Annotated in this window: 14 protein-coding genes; 8 read left to right on the top strand and 6 right to left on the bottom strand. The window is 61.3% G+C overall.

Features of this window, described 5'->3' with window-relative positions; genetic code table 11:
* Positions 1 to 44 precede the first annotated feature (44 nt).
* Positions 45 to 1,739 (bottom strand): ATP-binding protein, encoded by a 1,695-nt coding sequence (locus GO499_RS00325; protein WP_161860308.1) that lies wholly within the window; start codon positions 1,737 to 1,739, stop codon positions 45 to 47.
* 125 nt (positions 1,740 to 1,864) lie between these two features.
* On the opposite strand from GO499_RS00325, the gene GO499_RS00320 reads away from it, so the two are divergent.
* Complete coding sequence (locus GO499_RS00320; RefSeq protein WP_161860307.1) at positions 1,865 to 2,881, top strand: acyltransferase family protein; 1,017 nt, start codon at positions 1,865 to 1,867, stop codon at positions 2,879 to 2,881.
* 133 nt (positions 2,882 to 3,014) lie between these two features.
* Positions 3,015 to 3,602, top strand: a complete 588-nt coding sequence (locus GO499_RS00315) for a cytochrome P460 family protein (protein ID WP_161860306.1) — start codon at positions 3,015 to 3,017, stop codon at positions 3,600 to 3,602.
* A gap of 432 nt (positions 3,603 to 4,034) precedes the next feature.
* Here the strand turns inward: GO499_RS00315 and GO499_RS00310 are convergent, their stop codons facing one another.
* Entirely contained in the window at positions 4,035 to 5,285 is a 1,251-nt protein-coding gene (locus tag GO499_RS00310; RefSeq protein ID WP_161860305.1) for an SAM-dependent methyltransferase, read from the bottom strand.
* 122 nt (positions 5,286 to 5,407) lie between these two features.
* Here GO499_RS00310 and aspS point away from each other — a divergent pair, with 122 nt between their 5' ends.
* Both aspS and GO499_RS00300 read left to right on the top strand, forming a co-directional pair.
* A complete protein-coding gene (aspS, locus tag GO499_RS00305) occupies positions 5,408 to 7,192 on the top strand; it encodes an aspartate--tRNA ligase (protein ID WP_161860304.1) in 1,785 nt (594 codons plus the stop codon).
* 241 nt (positions 7,193 to 7,433) lie between these two features.
* Positions 7,434 to 7,907 carry a hypothetical protein gene (locus GO499_RS00300; protein ID WP_161860303.1) on the top strand — a complete coding sequence of 158 codons (474 nt, stop codon included), beginning with the start codon at positions 7,434 to 7,436 and terminating at the stop codon, positions 7,905 to 7,907.
* A 68-nt stretch (positions 7,908 to 7,975) separates the two neighbouring features.
* Here GO499_RS00300 and truB read toward each other — a convergent pair whose 3' ends face one another.
* Both truB and rbfA read right to left on the bottom strand, forming a co-directional pair.
* Entirely contained in the window at positions 7,976 to 8,887 is a 912-nt protein-coding gene (gene truB, locus GO499_RS00295) for a tRNA pseudouridine(55) synthase TruB (RefSeq protein WP_161860302.1), read from the bottom strand.
* A gap of 4 nt (positions 8,888 to 8,891) precedes the next feature.
* Positions 8,892 to 9,287, bottom strand: a complete 396-nt coding sequence (gene rbfA, locus GO499_RS00290; RefSeq protein WP_161860301.1) for a 30S ribosome-binding factor RbfA — start codon at positions 9,285 to 9,287, stop codon at positions 8,892 to 8,894.
* Between the two features lie 185 nt (positions 9,288 to 9,472).
* Between rbfA and dapB the strand changes: the two genes are divergently transcribed.
* Together dapB and GO499_RS00280 are read left to right on the top strand one after the other, a co-directional pair.
* Positions 9,473 to 10,288, top strand: coding sequence for a 4-hydroxy-tetrahydrodipicolinate reductase (gene dapB, locus GO499_RS00285; protein WP_161860300.1), 816 nt, complete (start codon positions 9,473 to 9,475; stop codon positions 10,286 to 10,288).
* A gap of 59 nt (positions 10,289 to 10,347) precedes the next feature.
* Positions 10,348 to 10,992, top strand: a complete 645-nt coding sequence (locus GO499_RS00280; protein ID WP_161860299.1) for a glutathione S-transferase family protein — start codon at positions 10,348 to 10,350, stop codon at positions 10,990 to 10,992.
* Between the two features lie 17 nt (positions 10,993 to 11,009).
* Here GO499_RS00280 and GO499_RS00275 read toward each other — a convergent pair whose 3' ends face one another.
* Entirely contained in the window at positions 11,010 to 11,555 is a 546-nt protein-coding gene (locus GO499_RS00275; protein ID WP_161860298.1) for a sugar O-acetyltransferase, read from the bottom strand.
* A gap of 42 nt (positions 11,556 to 11,597) precedes the next feature.
* Positions 11,598 to 11,864: a hypothetical protein gene (locus tag GO499_RS00270; RefSeq protein WP_161860297.1), complete on the bottom strand. Its 267-nt coding sequence runs from the start codon at positions 11,862 to 11,864 to the stop codon at positions 11,598 to 11,600.
* A 99-nt stretch (positions 11,865 to 11,963) separates the two neighbouring features.
* On the opposite strand from GO499_RS00270, the gene GO499_RS00265 reads away from it, so the two are divergent.
* Together GO499_RS00265 and carB are read left to right on the top strand one after the other, a co-directional pair.
* The gene (locus GO499_RS00265) at positions 11,964 to 12,788 is read left to right on the top strand and encodes an SDR family oxidoreductase (RefSeq protein ID WP_161860296.1); all 825 of its coding nucleotides are present in this window, start codon (positions 11,964 to 11,966) and stop codon (positions 12,786 to 12,788) included.
* A 320-nt stretch (positions 12,789 to 13,108) separates the two neighbouring features.
* A complete protein-coding gene (gene carB, locus GO499_RS00260; RefSeq protein WP_161860295.1) occupies positions 13,109 to 16,417 on the top strand; it encodes a carbamoyl-phosphate synthase large subunit in 3,309 nt (1,102 codons plus the stop codon).
* The last annotated feature ends 928 nt before the right edge of the window (positions 16,418 to 17,345 follow it).

Genomic DNA, 17,345 nt, shown 5'->3' with positions numbered 1-17,345 from the left:
GGTGCGCCCCGTTGTCGTTCTGGCGCAAAATCTCGCAAGTGCGATCAAGCGGGCGCCTGACTGTCGCGCCCCCCAAGAGCCCGCCAGATGGCGGAGAACAGCGTGTTGGCATCGATCGGCTTGGCGATGTACTCGTCCATGCCCTTGGACATGTAATGCTCCCGGTCGCCAACCATCGCATTGGCGGTGATTGCCACGATCGGTGTTTCCGCAGACAACCCCTCCATCGAACGGATGGCCTGTGCCGCCATGGTCCCATCCATTTCCGGCATGAAAATATCCATGAGGATAAGATCGTACTTCTTTTCCTCCGCTGCCGCGATGGCCATCACACCGTTCTCCACGACGTCCACCTCATGTCCGGCCCGCCGCAAAAGATGCTGCAGGTGGAATCGGTTGGTCTCGTTGTCCTCCGCCACCAGCACACGCAACGGCTGCACAACGGCTGACGGTAGGACGCTGTCGTTGACGCTCGCCCTCTGCGGTGCGGAGTCGATCCTGCACCGTACCGAGAAACGAAAAGCGCTCCCCTGACCGGGCTCACTGGTTACGTCGATCCGCCCCCCCATCAACCGCACCAACTGGTTGGAGATGGCAAGCCCCAGCCCGGCCCCGCCGTATCGCCTCGTAACGGATGCGTCACCCTTGAAAAACTGTTTGAAAAGCTGCTTCTGAAGCTCCCTTTCGATGCCGATACCGGTATCGCGAACCGAAATATCGATGCGGCACTCGTCACGTGCAACCTCGTCATGAGCCATGCGCACGTCCACACGCCCCGCTTCCGTGAACTTGACTGCGTTGCCGATCAGGTTCAGCAGCACCTGCCGCAACCGGGCACCGTCACCGATCAGCATTTCCGGCACATCCGGCGAAACGGTAGCCGACAGTGTCAGGCCCTTTTGCAGCGCTTTTGCCTCCATCAGGGAAACCGCGCCATCCATTATGGCACGCGGCGAAAATCTCTGGTTCAGGAGTGTCATGCGGCCTGACTCCAGCTTGGCATGGTCAAGTATGTCGTTGATGACGGTCAACAGGTTGTCCGTGGCTTCGCTTGCCCGGTCTACGATTTCCGCCGAAGCAAGCTCCATGCCATCCGCGTTCAACAGTTCCAGCATGCCCTTGACGCCGTTCATCGGAGTCCGGACTTCATGACTGACGGTGGCCAACAAGTCGGATCTTGCAATGTTCGACCGTTCGGTTTCCGCCTGGGCCTTCATCAGCGCATCATTTCTTTCCTCCAGATCGCGCACCCTGTCCATCAGCCGAGCATCAGCGGCGGATCGACTGTCCCGCAACTTCCTCTCGGCCTCCGCCCGCTCTTCTACCTCATGGGCAAGCGCCCGGTCCTTTGCATCCATGTCAGCCTGCGTGGGCAATTTCAGAAGTCTTGGCGCTTGCCGATACAGGACGATCGTGGCCGTCAGGGCAAGAACCGCCACGACCAGTTGAACTATGAACGACAAAGTTTGCACCGGTGCCCAGAGCACCGCGATCAACAGCGCTTCTGCAAACCCCAACATCACCAGAAAAATCGCAAAGACGGCGACGGGCACCACGTAGCCGGCACCTTTGTGCTGGGCCGCGACATGAAGAAGGATAATGGCGCAAGTGGAGCAGGACAGGAACGTCACGCCCTGCGCAACGACAGCCACCCAGAAGAGATCCGATCTCTCCAGCAGCATCTGGCCATAGGGTAGAAACCCTATGGCCGAAAGAATATCCCATAGCGCCGTCTGCACTGCAGTCTCCCGGCTGTGTCTGGTATACCATCCGCAATATGGATTAACATTCCGTTAACAATTTATCAGCCGTCAAGGTCTATGCCTTCGAAGCTGCCGGTAGCGCATTGAAAAATGGGATCACGATGAGCGAGATTTCCGAACGATACGAGACAGGTGACACAACTTCACTCAAGTCTCGCGTTACGTGGGCAGATTGCGCCAAAGGGTTCGGCATCGTGCTCGTAGTGTTTGGCCACGCCTGGCGCGGCCTCTATGAGAAGGGCGTCATCCCCCCCCTCCTGTTTGAAGCGGTCGACAGCCGCATTTACGCCTTTCACATGCCGCTGTTCTTCATGCTCTCGGGTCTCTTCTTCGCACATGGTCTCGCCAGGGCGCGCGGCATACCGTTTTTGCGCAGTCGCGCCCTCCGTCTGCTATGGCCACTGGTTCTCTGGACCTATCTTTTCCTGGCCTTCAAGGTTCTGGCAGGCTCGCTCAGCAATACTCCCGTAGGTCTCGGCGCCTTCCTCGAGTCTCCCATTCCCGGCCGGTTCCATTTCTGGTTTCTCTGGGCTCTCTTCCTCATTCAGGTGGCCCTGCTGCCTGCCAAACCACTATTCGCCAACCAGGGTAACTGGTTGCCGGTTTCACTGGCCCTCCTTACCGGATCGCTGGCCCTTCTGCTGATCCCACTGCCTCCGGCAGCCTTTGCCTGGATCGGATTGGCACTTTATCACCTGCCATTTTTCCTGCTCGGCGTTGTCATTGGCCGGTTTCAGGGCCGAATGCAGGTATCCGCAGTCGGCGCAATCCTCGCAGTCGGTCTCTTTGCCGCCCTTCTCGCGATTGCTCCGCAAGTCACAGGTCTCTACAACACGGTCTTTCTTGCAGCCGCTCTCTCCATCGCCAGCGTTGCCGTTTTCGTCTGGTTCGGTAACGGTCCCGGCAGTGGCATCCTTGCCTATCTCGGCACGGCGTCCATGGCGATCTTCCTTGCCCACACAATCTTTTCTGCCGGTCTGAGGGAGGTTCTTTTCAAGCTTGGCGTCACCAACCTGCCCGTCCATCTGGTACTGGGCACAGGCATCGGACTGATCGCGCCAATCATCCTCTATGAAATCGCACGCCGTTTCCGACTGACGAAACTTGCCGGCTTCTGAACCGCATTGTTTCAATTTTCCGCCAAACCATAACGCAGTCGTGTGAACTTGTTGGGCGACGGAATGGCCCCGGTCGTGGCATTGTCCCAATGCTGAAAGCAACCGGAAACGCCACGGAAATAGGAAAACGATAATGATCCGTTCATCGCTCACCGCAGCCATCGGCTTCACCGCACTCATATTTGGCCCGACGACTGCCCATGCGCAGGATTGCGACGTCCCCGGCGCGGACCCTTGGGAATTCACCGAAGAACAGGTCACTGATCTTTACGCCTGTATGGAAGACGCTATGCAGCAAGCCTACTCCAGTGGCGACAACGAAACCGCCAGTGCCTATCGTGACTGGACCGCCACATCTACCCGACCGGCAGTGGCCGGCGCGCATGGCGAAAGGTTCCTCTACACATTCGCCAATGATGTCGCCGCCGAGCAGTACCTGAGATTCGCAGAGAATGGCGTCACCATGCCCGTTGGTTCCATTCTGGCCAAGGAGAGCCTGAAGATCACCGCCAAGGGCGAAGTCCGCATTGGTCCGCTCTTCATCATGACGAAGGGTGATCCTGGCACCGCTCCCGAAACGGCGGACTGGGTCTATTCCGGCGTTCAGCCCAATGGCCAGCCGATGAAATTCAAGCAGAGCTTCTGCCACGATTGTCACGCCGCCTTCGAGGGTCAGGATGCACTTGGCTACCCGCTGCCGGAAGTTCGCGTTACCAACTAACGAGATTTGTTTGAAGAGGCGCAAATTTTTGTGTCCGCGCACGGTTTGGCAATAGTGCTCACATGCCAACATGCGCCGCATTTACCATGGGTATTAACATCGGCGGCAAAAACCTGCTGCCGATGAACGAACCCGCCATGATCGTCGGCCGCCTCGGCCGGCAGGACTTGCAAAGCTAATCCAAAGCGGGAGCTGTGTTTTCCGCGCGGAAGGAAACGCAAAGAAACCTGCGGCAGACCCTCCTGACTCCATCTGACGCGCAGAACTTCTCGCCCTGCCGCACTTTTGCTCTCACCGACACAATTGGATTGGACCGTTTCCAACTGCCGATTCAGTACTGACGACGATGCTTACAACTGCATCCACATCTTGCTTTCGCTTGCCGGTACGCTGACGCCAGATGAAAGCGTAATTGAAATGCTTTTCGCCACTTTAACGCGCTGCGTCCCATACCGCCTCCGACTGCCGCAACCGGGACTTTTCCTCGTCAATCCAGTCGCGACGGATCGGCACGCGGTCCTGATGGCGGCACAACTGGAAATGGCCGACATAGATGCGATCATGGCGAAAACCCAAATCCGCGCCCACAAGGTAGACTTCCCACATCCGCAGAAACCGTTCGTCGTAGAGCTTCAGCACCGCATCCCGGTTTGCATGGAACCGCTCGCGCCAGTGTCGGCAGGTCTCGGCATAGTGCAGCGGCAGAACTTCCACATCCTTGACCAGAAGCCCCGCTTTCTCGATGGCCGGCAGCACCTCGGAAAGTGCCGGCACATAGCCGCCCGGAAAGATGTACTTGTCGCCGAACGGTGCCGCATAGGGCTGCGGGCGGGGCTGTATCATCGTATGGATCAGGGCAGTACCGTGCTTGTCCAGAAGCCGCGCGACAGTTTTGAAATAGGTCTTCATCTGCGGCAGGCCCACATGCTCCAACATCCCGATGGATGTAATGTGGTCGAATGTTCCCTGAACCTCCCGGTAATCCTTCAGTTCGAATTTTAGTCGCTCCGCCACGCCACGCTCTGCCGCCCGCGCATTTGCCACCCGCTGCTGCTCCACACTCAGTGTCACACCCGTCACGTCGTGTCCGCAAACGCCAGCGAGATAGAGCCCCATGCCGCCCCAGCCCGACCCGATATCAAGCGTCCGCGCACCCGGCGCGCTCAGCAGTTTCGCCGCGATATGCCGCTGCTTGGCGCGCTGCGCATCCTCCAGCCCCTGCCGCTCGTGCTCGAAATAGGCACAGGAATAATTCATGTCGTCGTCGAGAAAGAGCCGGAACAGCGCTTCCGACAGATCGTAGTGATGCGCGATGTTGCGCTGCGCCAGCCGCACCCCGGCGCGCTGCCGCACCCCGTTCTTCGCCGCCCGCATCAGATGGTTGACCACCGCGCCGGGCGTCCACCCCTTCGCCACGCCACCTTTCTTCAGGAAGGTCAGCAAGCTGAAGAAGTCTCCCTCCTCGAAGGTCATCTCGCCGTCCATATACGTCTCGCCGATGGCAAGCACCGGATCCCAGGCAAGCTGGCGCACAGCCTTCTCGCTCAGCCGCACCACCACCGCCTGCCCTGTCGCCGTGACATCCCCGTCGCCCAGCTTCTGCACCCGGCCCGAAGGATAATGCACGGTCACATCCCCCTCCCGCATGATCCGCGCGAACGCATTGGCAACGGTATTTTCCATCGGTGTACCTCTCCGGCTTTTCCGGTCTTTACGCGGGCTTTCGCAGCCCGTCCACCTCCGGCCCTTGACAATGCGCCGCCCGCGCGGTGTATCGGCACCTGTTCTGAAACCCGGAGTCACCGATGCACGTCTATCGCAGCCACACATGCGCCGAGCTTACCAAAGCCGATGTCGGCAAGTCGATCCGCCTCTCGGGCTGGGTCCACCGCGTGCGCGATCACGGAGGCATCCTGTTCATCGACCTGCGCGACCATTACGGCATCACCCAGGTGCTGGCCGACCCCGACAGCCCGGTGTTCTCGGAGGTGGAGAAGGTCCGCTCCGAATGGGTGATCCGCATCGACGGCGAGGTGAAGGCGCGCGACGCCGAGCTTGTGAACCCCAACATCCCGACCGGCGAAGTGGAAGTGTTCATCCGAGACATGGAGGTGCTGGGCGCCGCCGAGGAACTGCCGCTGATGGTCTTCGGCGATCAGGAATACCCCGAGGAAACCCGCCTCAAGTACCGCTTCCTCGACCTGCGCCGCGAGAAGCTGCACGCCAACATCGTGATGCGCTCCAGGGTCATCTCCTCGCTGCGCCAGCGGATGACCGATCAGGGCTTCATGGAATACCAGACGCCCATCCTCACCGCTTCCTCCCCCGAAGGCGCGCGCGATTTCCTCGTGCCCTCACGCCTGCACCCGGGCAAGTTCTACGCCCTGCCGCAGGCCCCCCAGCAGTTCAAGCAGCTGCTGATGGTCGCGGGTTTCGACCGCTATTTCCAGATCGCCCCCTGCTTCCGCGATGAAGATCCGCGGGCGGATCGTTCCCCCGGAGAGTTCTACCAGCTCGACATGGAAATGAGCTTCGCCACACAGGAAGACGTCTTTCAGGTGATCGAACCCGTGATGCGCGGCATCTTCGAGGAATTCGGCAAGGGCCGCCCCGTCACCCCCGATTTCCCGCGCATTCCCTACCGCGAAGCGATGCTGAAATACGGCTCCGACAAGCCGGACCTGCGCAACCCGCTGGAAATGCAGATCGTCTCCGAGCATTTCGCCGGCTCCGGCTTCAAGATCTTCGCAAGCCTGCTGGAGCAGGACGGCACCGAAATCCGCGCCATCCCCGCCCCCGGCGGCGGCTCACGCAAGTTCTGCGACCGCATGAACGCTTTCGCCCAGAAGGAAGGACTGCCCGGCATGGGCTATATCTTCTGGCGCGCCGAGGGCGACAGCATGGAAGCCGCAGGCCCGCTGGCCAAGAACATCGGCCCCGAGCGCACCGAAGCCATCCGCCAGCAGCTCGGCCTCGGCGTAGGCGATGCCGCCTTCTTCCTCGGCGGCAAACCCGCCAGCTTCGAAGCCGTCGCCGGCAAGGCCCGCAATCAGGTCTGGGCAGAGACCCAGCCGAACGAGGACTGGAAGAACGAGTTCAAGTTCTGCTGGATCGTCGACTTCCCGATGTACGAGCGGGACGAGGAGACGGGCGCGCTCGACTTCTCCCACAACCCCTTCTCGATGCCGCAGGGCGGGCTGGAGGCGCTCGAAGGCACCGACCCGCTCGAGATTCTTGGCTACCAGTACGATATCGTCTGCAACGGCGTCGAACTCTCCTCGGGCGCCGTCCGGAACCACAAGCCGGAAATCATGTACAAGGCCTTCGAGGTCGTCGGGCACGACAAGGCATTCGTCGATGAGAATTTCGGCGGCATGATCTCCGCCTTCAAGTACGGCGCACCGCCCCACGCCGGCATCGCACCGGGCGTGGACCGCATGGTCATGCTGCTGGCCGATGCCGACAACCTGCGCGATGTTATCCTCTTCCCGATGAACCAGCGCGCCGAAGACCTTATGATGCAGGCCCCCGCACCGGCCACGAACGCCCAGTTGCGGGAGCTCGGACTGCGCCTGATCCCTCAGGAATAAGCCCCCGGCGGCATCCTCGATACGACCCAACGCCTGCGTGACGGATTCTCACGCAGGCGTTACATGCACCCCATACTCCTGATTTAATTGAATTAATCTATCACGCTCCGGAAGGCCGCGCCCCTTCCCTCACGCCTCGTTCACATTTTTCCGGAACGATTCCACACACCGCGTGTTGGGTCTCCGTAACGCCGGTGCGAACGAATATGAGCGACCGGCGAGAGCAAAAGGAGACTATGTTATGAAACAGACAACCAAAGCACTTATTGCCGCTACAGCCCTTCTCGGTACCACAGCAATGGCACCGTCCGCCTTCGCAATGTCCGACGAACTTACGCAGCTTGAAGAAGCCGCTGCCAACGAACTGGACGTGCTCGGCATTCCCTCGGAAGGCGTTGACACGCTGACCCTTGGCGAACTCGCGCTGATCAAGCAGATCTCCGAGAGCGAAGAGACAACTGCTCAGAAAACGCAGCAGATCGAGCAGATCATGGGCATGTCCGCTGAGCGCAGCGACATGTGGGATTTCACGACTGACCTGAACGGTCCGTCCAGCCTTCGTGAAGGCGTGATGGCCGGCCTGATCGAGCTTGACGTTGAAGTCGCCAACCCCGACGCCCTGTCCACGGCACAGCTTGCTCAGTTGAAGGGCGTGCTGGAAAGCGAAGCCAACGAAACCAAGAAGAAGGCTCGCGCCGAAGCCATCATCGACTAATCGTTTCAGAGTATCCCCTTGGGGATGAGTACACGGAGAGGCCCGCCGCACGGCGGGTCTTTTCGCGTTCAGGTGTCAGCGAAGACAAACACCCGTTTGGGATGAAACTGTCCGGCGACGGCCTCGCCTATCGCAACAGGTGCCCCATCCACACTGGCAAACGCAAGCTCACCGGTTCCGGCCTGGCATTCCAGCATCTCGCCGGGATTGCCGTGACGCAGGGCATGCCCCCCGGCAGTACTGCATCTGCACTCCGGTAAAATCGCCAACCCATCCACCAATGGCCGAACCAATGCATCCAGCGCCGGCGTCCGCTCAAGTTCCTCTATCCGCGAGAACGGCACGGCGTCGGCTTCAGTCCAATGCCCGGTTTCCACGCGTCGCAAGTGCTGAACATGGCCAAGGCAGCCCAGCGCCGCGCCCATGTCCCGTGCAATTGACCGCACGTAGCCACCCTTGCCACATGTCATCCGCAGCGTCACCTGATCACGGGAGGCGGAAACAAGTTCAAGCGTCTCGACAAAGAGTGGTCGGGCAGCCAGTTCCATGACCTCGCCCTCCCTCGCCAGATCATAGGCGCGCTGACCGTCGACCTTGACTGCAGAAACCTGCGGCGGCACCTGCATTATATCTCCGGTAAAATCAGGCAGCATCGCCCGCACGTCAGCTTCTGAAGGCCTTGCCTCGCACTGCTCCAGAACTTCGCCACTGGCATCATCGGTGCTCGTTGCGGCCCCCCAGTTGACAGTGAACTCATAGGTTTTAAGCGCATCCGTCAGTGCCGACAGCGCCTTTGTCGCCTCACCGAGCGCCACGACCAGAAGTCCGGTGGCATCCGGGTCAAGCGTTCCGGCGTGCCCGGCTTTCTGCGCTTCCAGCGCCCAGCGCACCTTGTTGACGACAGCGGATGAAGTGATACCCGCGGGTTTGTCGATCACCATCCAGCCGGTGATGGGCCTGCCCTTCCGCCTCCGCGCCATACGCTCAGTTCTCGACGTCGCGGCGCACACGCTCCTCGGACAGAAGCCGCCGCGTCTCGTCCATCTGGTCGAAGGTGGTATCGGGCACGAATTTCAGGTCCGGCGAAAACTTCAGCGTCATGTCGCGCGTGATTTCCTTGCGCAACTCGCTCTTATTCCGGTTCAGCGCCTCGATCACCTTGTCAGCGTCGCGGCCGCCCAGCGGCATGACATGAACTCTCGCCTGTTTCAGATCCGGCGACGTCTGAACTTCGCCAACGGTGATCGACACCCCCGCCAGATCGGGATCGAACAGATCGCCGCGCGCCAGCACGTCCGAAAGTGTCCGCCGGATCAGTTCGCCCACGCGCAACTGGCGCTGGCTCGGGCCGCGGCTTGGCATATGATCACGCTTTGACATGTCGGAGGCTCCTTTGCCCGTCGATGTAAGACCTTTGCCGCGGATTGCCAAGCGGCGGCGGCTGTCTCCTGATGCTTCCCGCAAGAATTCCCGGCTCGAACCGTTCTGATCGGCATAATTTGCCATCAGGCGGTAGGCAACGCTGTGTCATGGCGTTAATTGGATGGAAAACGAGGGAGAGCGTGATGAGCGAAGCAATGCGCATAGCGGTTCTGGGTGTTTCCGGCCGAATGGGCCAGATGCTGGTCCAGGCCATCGGCGAGAGCGAGCGCTGCATGCTCTGCGGCGCTACGGAGCGTGCCGGCCATGATTGGGTCGGCCGTGACCTCGGCGAGGCCATGGGTATCGCCCCCCGCGGCGTGACTGTATCCGATGATCCACTCGAAGTGTTTGCCGGGGCCGAGGCAGTGATCGACTTCACCGCCCCGAAGGCCACCGTCGCCCACGCCGAACTCGCCGCGCAGGCCCGCGCCATCCACGTTATCGGCACAACGGGCATGGAGGCGGAGGATCTCGCGAAGCTCGAACCGGCCGCCCGCCATGCCGTGATCGTGCGCGCCGGTAACATGAGCCTCGGCGTCAATCTTCTGACGCTGCTCACCCGCCGGATCGCCGCGGCTCTCGATCCCGATTACGACATCGAGGTGGTGGAGATGCACCATCGTCACAAGGTTGATGCCCCTTCCGGAACGGCCCTGATGCTGGCCGAAGCCGCAGCGGAAGGCCGGGGCGTGAAGCTGGCGGATGTCTCGGACAGGGGCCGCGATGGCCAGACAGGTGCCCGCAGGCGCGGCGATATAGGCATGGTCGCCCTGCGTGGCGGCGACGTCACCGGCGAGCATGACGTGATTTTCGCAGCCGATGGCGAGCGTATCATCCTCCGCCACGTCGCCACCGACCGGATGATCTTCGCCCGCGGTGCCGTCAAGGCAGCGCTCTGGGGCCGAGGGCGTCAACCGGGCCAATACGACATGATAGATGTGCTGGGCTTGCGGGACTGACAGCGCACTCATGCGTATGCCGCGAACGGCCACGCAACGGTGAGACAGGGAACGGAAGCATGATCACACTCTGGGGCCGGTCCGACAGTTCCAACGTGCAGGCCGTGCGATGGTGTCTGGAAGAATTGAGCCTTGACCACGATCGAAAAGACGCCGGCCACCGCTTCGGCGTCGTCGACACACCCGCCTACCGCGCCCTCAATCCCAATGGCACCGTACCGACCCTGCAAGACGGTGACGGTTCACCGATCTGGGAGAGTGGTGCGATCTTGCGCTATCTCGCCAACCGCTACGCCAAGGCACCCTTCTGGCCGGAGGATCCGCTCGCACGCGCACAGGTGGACAAATGGGCGGAATGGGCGAAGGTCAACATCGCCACCCGCTTCACTGCCCCGGTTTTCTGGCGGGTGATCCGCACACCACCCTCCCGCCAGGAACCCGCAGCCATAGCCGAGGCCATGCGCCTGCTCATCCGCTACATGGAAATTGCCGAAGACCGGCTCGCCACCCGACCGTTCCTTGCCACGCCAGAATTCACCCTCGCCGACATCGTCTTCGGCCATGTTCTCTATCGCTATTTCACGATACCCGTGGACAGGCCGCACCTGCCCCATGTCAGCGCCTACTATCAGCGCCTGACGGAGCGTGAGGCATATGCCCGCAGCGTCATGGTCTCCTACGAGGCGCTGCGCGAGACCGATTAGCCTGCCACTGCTGATTGTCACACCACCCGCGCCGGGCTGCCAATCACTCTCGCACCCGCAGGGACATCCCGAGTCACCAATGCACCGGCAGCTACAATTGCATCGTCTCCGATGCTGACTCCGGCGAGGATGATGGCACGGCCACCGACCCATACATTGCGCCCCAGCGTCACCGGCAACGCACATTCCAGCCCTTCCGCGCGCAACTGCGGATCCTTGTGATGCTCGGCGCAATAGACATGCACCCCCGGCCCCAGCATCGTGCCCGCACCGATTCGCACCTCGGCTGTGTCGAGGATTGTGCAGCCGGCGTTGATGTAGACGCCCTGGCCCAAGTACAGGTTGAAACCGTAGGCACAATGGAACGGCGCCTCGATCATCGCCCCCGTGCCAAACTCACCCAGCAAGGCCTGCAGCGCCGCACCGGCCTGCGGCCGCGCCACAGGCTCTGCGTGATTATGTGCATGGACAGCCTTCCGCGCCCTCTCGCGCAGCTCATCAAGTTCCGGATCCACGCAATTGTACCACGCGCCGGCGGCCATCTTGTCCCGTTCACTTGTCATCGCAGCAGACTGGACGCATCCGCGATCGCGCTCAAGTCCCCGTTACTTGTCGCGCAACAACCGCAGCAGGGAACCAAGCACGACATTCACCACCGCCCCCGCCGACGCCGCCAGAACAAAGGTCATGATCAGTGTCATGAACTGGTCGATCGAAGCCGTCAGGAAATCATCCAGTATAACCCAGCACAAGGTTCCGGCCAGCAAACCCACGGCAACGCCTGCCACGCCACGCAAGCAGCGCCCGGGAAACATCCCGGCCACCGCGCTGGCGCCGATGCCACCGGCTATGATACTTATAATGAACAACATTTTCCTGACCTGCTCTCGTCCCATTTTCCGGGCGAACTATGGCGGGAATACGGCGCAGGTGTAATATCCGCGACCTTGACGTAAACGGAGGTGAAGAACATGACGGCATGGCAGGATTTGTTCTCGGTCAGCGGCAAGACGGCTCTTGTTACAGGTGGTGCCACCGGCATAGGCCGCATGGTCGCCGAAGCACTCGCCAACGGCGGGGCACATGTGCTCATCGCCTCCCGCAAGGGTGACACCTGCGAACGCGTTGCCACCGAGATCATGGCAACAAGCCCTTCCGGCAGCGTCGAAGGCTTTGCAGGCGATGTCGGATCCGAGGCCTCGATCGCCACCCTTTGCGACGATGTCGCCGCTCGCTGCGACAGGCTGGATATCCTGGTCAACAATGCCGGCATATCATGGGGCGAACCGCTCACAACTTTCCCCCACGCACAGTGGGAACGTGTGTTCAACATCAATGTCGCTGGCCTGTTCACGCTTACCCGCTCCCTCCTTCCGCATCTGCAGGCGGCAGCCACGGAACAGGACCCAGCCCGCATCCTCAACATCGGCTCGGTAATGGGGACGGTCCCCGTCGCCGAGGGGGCCTATTCCTACACCATGTCCAAAGCTGCCGTGCATCATCTCACCAAGGTTTTTGCAGCCGAATTCGCAGGCCGCCACATCACTGTCAACGCGCTGGCACCCGGCCCGTTCCCCAGCCGCATGACGGCTTTCGCCACGGGCACCGACAAAGGCGCGGCCCAGGTCGCCGCCAACGTCCCCCTCGGTCGCCTTGGCACCGCCGAGGATATCGCCGGTGCCGCACTCTACCTCACCTCTCGCGCCGGAGCCTACGTGTCTGGTGCCATTCTGCCAGTTGATGGCGGCATGAGCGTCGCAACTCCCGTGACACTCTTTGCCAATGTCACACCCTGAAAAATCCCCCTCCGCTTGCCACCATCCGGCCGTCCAAGCACAGGCTCTCACCGATAGCGCGGGCACATCCCGGCGAGAGAGTATTGCCATCGTCACCATCGGTCGCCACCCTTGCCTACCAACACTCTGTTCCTTCACAGGTTCACGCCACTAAAGGCAGGTGTCAGAGAGACGGTTTTACCCGGAATTCGGGCGCGGACGCCAATTCAGCCTCCCTTTTGTCCCAGCCTCCCCCACATCGCACCCCATCCCCCCTTGCCTCCCCCGTCCGTCCCCCGTATCACACCGCCAATTTGCGCGATTGACCGACGGGGCCCGATATGCCGAAAAGAACCGATATCCAGTCCATCATGATTATCGGTGCAGGCCCAATTATCATCGGGCAGGCATGTGAGTTTGACTACTCCGGCGCGCAGGCGTGCAAGGCGCTGCGGGAGGAAGGCTACCGGGTCATCCTCGTGAACTCCAACCCTGCCACGATCATGACCGATCCCGGCATGGCCGACGCCACCTATATCGAACCGATCACGCCCGAGATGGTCGCCAAGATCATCGCCAAGGAGCGACCGGACGCACTGCTGCCCACAATGGGCGGCCAGACCGGTCTCAATACCGCGCTGGCACTCGACGATGACGGCACACTCGCCAAGTACAATGTCGAACTGATCGGCGCCAAGCGCGCCGCCATTGAAATGGCCGAGGATAGAAAACTCTTCCGCGAGGCGATGGACCGGCTCGGCATCGAGAACCCCCGCGCCACCATCGCCACCACGATGGAAGAAGCTCGCGCCGCAATCGACGAGGTGGGACTGCCCGCCATCATCCGTCCCGCTTTCACCATGGGTGGCACCGGCGGCGGCGTCGCCTACAACCGCGAGGATTACGAGAAGATCTGCAAATCCGGTCTGGATGCCTCGCCCGTCTCCCAGATCCTGATCGACCAGAGCCTCCTGGGCTGGAAGGAATACGAGATGGAGGTGGTGCGCGACACCGCCGACAACGCCATCATCGTCTGCTCGATCGAGAACGTCGATCCGATGGGTGTCCATACTGGCGACAGCATCACCGTCGCCCCGGCACTCACGCTGACCGACAAGGAATACCAGCGGATGCGCAACGCCTCCATCGCCGTGCTGCGCGAGATCGGCGTGGAAACCGGCGGCTCCAACGTGCAATGGGCGGTTAACCCCGCCGATGGCCGCATGGTCGTGATCGAGATGAACCCCCGCGTCTCCCGCTCCTCGGCACTGGCGTCGAAAGCCACGGGCTTCCCCATCGCCAAGGTCGCGGCCAAGCTCGCCGTGGGCTACACCCTCGATGAACTCGACAACGACATCACCGGCGTCACTCCCGCCTCCTTCGAGCCCTCCATCGACTATGTCGTCACCAAGATCCCGCGCTTCGCCTTCGAGAAGTTCCCGGGCGCGAAGGACGACCTTACCACAGCCATGAAATCCGTCGGCGAGGCCATGGCCATCGGTCGCACCTTTCACGAATCGCTGCAAAAGGCGCTCCGCAGCCTGGAAACCGGCCTCACCGGCTTCGACGAGATCGTCCTCGACGGCATGCCGGCAATCGAAGACGTCCGCCGCGAACCCGGCACCGAACTCTCGTCGATCATTGTCGGCATCGGACCGGAGGACCAGCAGGCCATCGACAAGGCCATCACCAAGGCTCTTTCCCGCCAGACACCCGACCGGCTGCGCGTCATCGCCCAGGCCATGCGCCATGGCTTCTCCGATGACGAGATCAACGCGATTACCAAATTCGACCCATGGTTCCTCGCCCGCATCCGCGAAATCATCGCCGAGGAAGAAACGCTCCGTCAGAACGGCCTGCCCCTCACCGAAAAGGGCCTTCGCCGGCTCAAGATGATGGGCTTCACAGACGCCCGCCTCGCCGCCCTGACCGGCCGCGATGAGGCGCAGGTCCGCCGTGCCCGCCAGAACCTCGGTGTCATCGCCGTGTTCAAACGCATCGACACATGCGCCGCAGAGTTCGAGGCCCAGACACCCTACATGTACTCCACCTACGAAGTGGACGCCGGAGGTTTCGCCGAATGCGAGGCCCGCCCGGCGGACCGTGAGAAGGTAGTGATCCTCGGCGGCGGCCCCAACCGCATCGGCCAGGGCATCGAGTTCGACTATTGCTGCTGCCATGCCTGCTACGCCCTTACCGATGCGGGCTATGAGACAATCATGGTCAACTGCAATCCGGAGACCGTTTCCACCGACTACGACACGTCCGACCGGCTCTACTTCGAACCACTGACGCTGGAGCATGTGCTCGAAATCCTGCGCGTCGAACGCGAGGCAGGCACCCTGAAAGGCGTGATTGTCCAGTACGGCGGTCAGACTCCCCTGAACCTCGCACGCGGGTTGGAAGCGGAAGGCATTCCCATTCTCGGCACCACACCCGATGCCATCGACCTCGCCGAGGACCGGGAGCGTTTTCAGCAACTGCTCAACCGGCTCGACCTGCGCCAGCCCAACAACGGCCTCGCCCGCAGTGCCAACGAGGCGCGCGAAAAAGCCGAGGAAATCGGCTACCCACTGGTCATCCGCCCGTCCTATGTGCTCGGCGGCCGCGCAATGGAAATCGTTCACGACACCGCCCAGCTGGAGCGTTACATCACCTCCGCCGTAAAGGTTTCCGGAGCCTCACCTGTGCTGCTCGACAGCTACCTGACAGGCGCGGTCGAGGTGGATGTGGATGCAATCTGTGACGGCACCGATGTCTTCGTCGCCGGTGTCATGGAACATATCGAGGAAGCGGGCGTGCATTCCGGCGACAGCGCCTGTTCCCTGCCGCCTTACTCGCTCTCCGACGCCACAATCGAGGAATTGAAGAAGCAGACCCGTGCCCTCGCGCTCGGCCTCGATGTGCGCGGGCTGATGAACATCCAGTTTGCGATCAAGGGAGACGACATCTTCGTTCTGGAGGTCAACCCCCGCGCCTCACGCACGGTCCCCTTCGTTGCCAAGGCCACAGGTGTCGCCGTGGCCGCCGTCGCCGCGCGGGTCATGGCGGGCGAAAAACTATCGACTTTCACTTTGCCGGCAGAGGCCCCGAAAACCTACGCGGTGAAAGAGGCCGTCCTGCCCTTCGCCCGGTTCCCCGGCGTCGATACGCTGCTGGGGCCGGAGATGCGCTCCACCGGTGAGGTCATGGGCGCGGATGCGACGTTCTCCCGCGCCTTCCTCAAGGCGCAGATGGGCGCGGGCACCAACCTGCCGACTTCCGGCACCTGCTTTATCTCGATCAAGGATGCGGACAAGGGCCCGATGATGGAAGAGGCCGTGCGCACTGTAACCGACCTCGGCTTCCACCTTCTGGCCACGGCGGGCACCGCGAAATGGATCCGCTCTCTTGGCCTGGAGGCGGAACAGATAAACAAGGTCTACGAAGGCCGCCCCGACATCACCGACCGCCAGAAAGACGGCGGCGTGCAGTTGATCTTCAACACCACCGAAGGCACGCAGGCCATCGAGGACAGCCGCGAAATCCGGGCCACCGCCCTTTACGACAAGACACCCTACTACACCACCGCCGCCGGCAGCCGCGCGGCCGCACGCGCGATGAAGGAAATGGTCGAGGGCGGACTGGAAGTGATGGCGTTGCAGGGTTGAGGGCGTCCTGGCCACGATGCCAGCAGCGCAACCGCGCCTCTTGACTTCCTTCGTCTCAACTTCCCGCAAACCGATCGGCAGCTGGGCGGTTGGACCGGGTTTTCCACCCGGGAAACGCCCGATCTTTCACACATTGATACCCATTATCGATGTAGCGTCATCGGCTGGTGCAGGCCCATCATAATTCTCTCACAGTCATCGCACTAGATGCACCAACGCCTCCATCTAAGAGCCCGGTCTCCACAGCCCGCGCCGATTGGGCAGCGAAAAATCGTGCGACCTGTTACCCGAATGCCTGCAAATCGGCACATGAGCTGCGAACTGCGCTCAAACCGACTACACGAAGTGCTGCGCCCGCACTTCTTCCGGCAGAGTGAGCGCTGATCAACCCGTTGAACCGCCGCTTTAACGGCAATGGAAGTCAATGCGCGGCCGAGTTCTTCCGGCTGGCATCCACTCTGTTGGTCGAACGGGCATGTCTTGTCACGTCGTTGGGCCATAGCCGTCGGGGTCGGCTTCATATGTCCGTGCTCATGAGGATCGCCGGAACGGAACAAAGCTTCGAAGACCTCCCACCCTGTCAGGCCTTGGCCTATGAGAGGTTTCAGCTCTATCCGTCTCCCATCGAAAAGTCGCTGGCCTGAACGAGATCACTCCCTGTGGAATGTCACTTCTCAACATTATCACGGACTGGAGACGACGGCTTCATCGCTTCATTCGCGCGTGTTGATCCATCAGAAGGGAAGCGTTACCGCAGCGGCCTTTCGCTTTCCCGGTCGTAGCCGCCAAATGGCTGCGCCACCTTCGGTCAGCACTTAGGCGACCCCTCACCGGACCGGGACAACGCGCCTGTCGATTGTCACCAGAAATGGTTTCTCTGAAAGAAGACTTCATCCAAATGTTCGCGCACCTAAACCATGAAACCAAT

The organism is Algicella marina (genome assembly GCF_009931615.1).
GTDB classification, from domain to species: domain Bacteria; phylum Pseudomonadota; class Alphaproteobacteria; order Rhodobacterales; family Rhodobacteraceae; genus Algicella; species Algicella marina.
Note: the sequence above shows the minus strand (reverse complement) of the source record. Positions and strands in the feature narration are given on the sequence as shown.

Excerpts from the sequence above, each read along its gene's own strand:
- GO499_RS00280 (WP_161860299.1), top strand. The coding sequence starts at position 10,348 with ATGATCACACTCTGGGGCCGGTCCGACAGTTCCAACGTGCAGGCCGTG.
- GO499_RS00265 (WP_161860296.1), top strand. The coding sequence starts at position 11,964 with ATGACGGCATGGCAGGATTTGTTCTCGGTCAGCGGCAAGACGGCTCTT.
- aspS (WP_161860304.1), top strand. The coding sequence starts at position 5,408 with ATGCACGTCTATCGCAGCCACACATGCGCCGAGCTTACCAAAGCCGAT.
- carB (WP_161860295.1), top strand. The coding sequence starts at position 13,109 with ATGCCGAAAAGAACCGATATCCAGTCCATCATGATTATCGGTGCAGGC.
- GO499_RS00300 (WP_161860303.1), top strand. The coding sequence starts at position 7,434 with ATGAAACAGACAACCAAAGCACTTATTGCCGCTACAGCCCTTCTCGGT.
- truB (WP_161860302.1), bottom strand. The coding sequence starts at position 8,887 with ATGGCGCGGAGGCGGAAGGGCAGGCCCATCACCGGCTGGATGGTGATC.
- GO499_RS00315 (WP_161860306.1), top strand. The coding sequence starts at position 3,015 with ATGATCCGTTCATCGCTCACCGCAGCCATCGGCTTCACCGCACTCATA.
- GO499_RS00275 (WP_161860298.1), bottom strand. The coding sequence starts at position 11,555 with ATGACAAGTGAACGGGACAAGATGGCCGCCGGCGCGTGGTACAATTGC.
- GO499_RS00310 (WP_161860305.1), bottom strand. The coding sequence starts at position 5,285 with ATGGAAAATACCGTTGCCAATGCGTTCGCGCGGATCATGCGGGAGGGG.
- dapB (WP_161860300.1), top strand. The coding sequence starts at position 9,473 with ATGAGCGAAGCAATGCGCATAGCGGTTCTGGGTGTTTCCGGCCGAATG.
- rbfA (WP_161860301.1), bottom strand. The coding sequence starts at position 9,287 with ATGTCAAAGCGTGATCATATGCCAAGCCGCGGCCCGAGCCAGCGCCAG.
- GO499_RS00320 (WP_161860307.1), top strand. The coding sequence starts at position 1,865 with ATGAGCGAGATTTCCGAACGATACGAGACAGGTGACACAACTTCACTC.
- GO499_RS00270 (WP_161860297.1), bottom strand. The coding sequence starts at position 11,864 with ATGTTGTTCATTATAAGTATCATAGCCGGTGGCATCGGCGCCAGCGCG.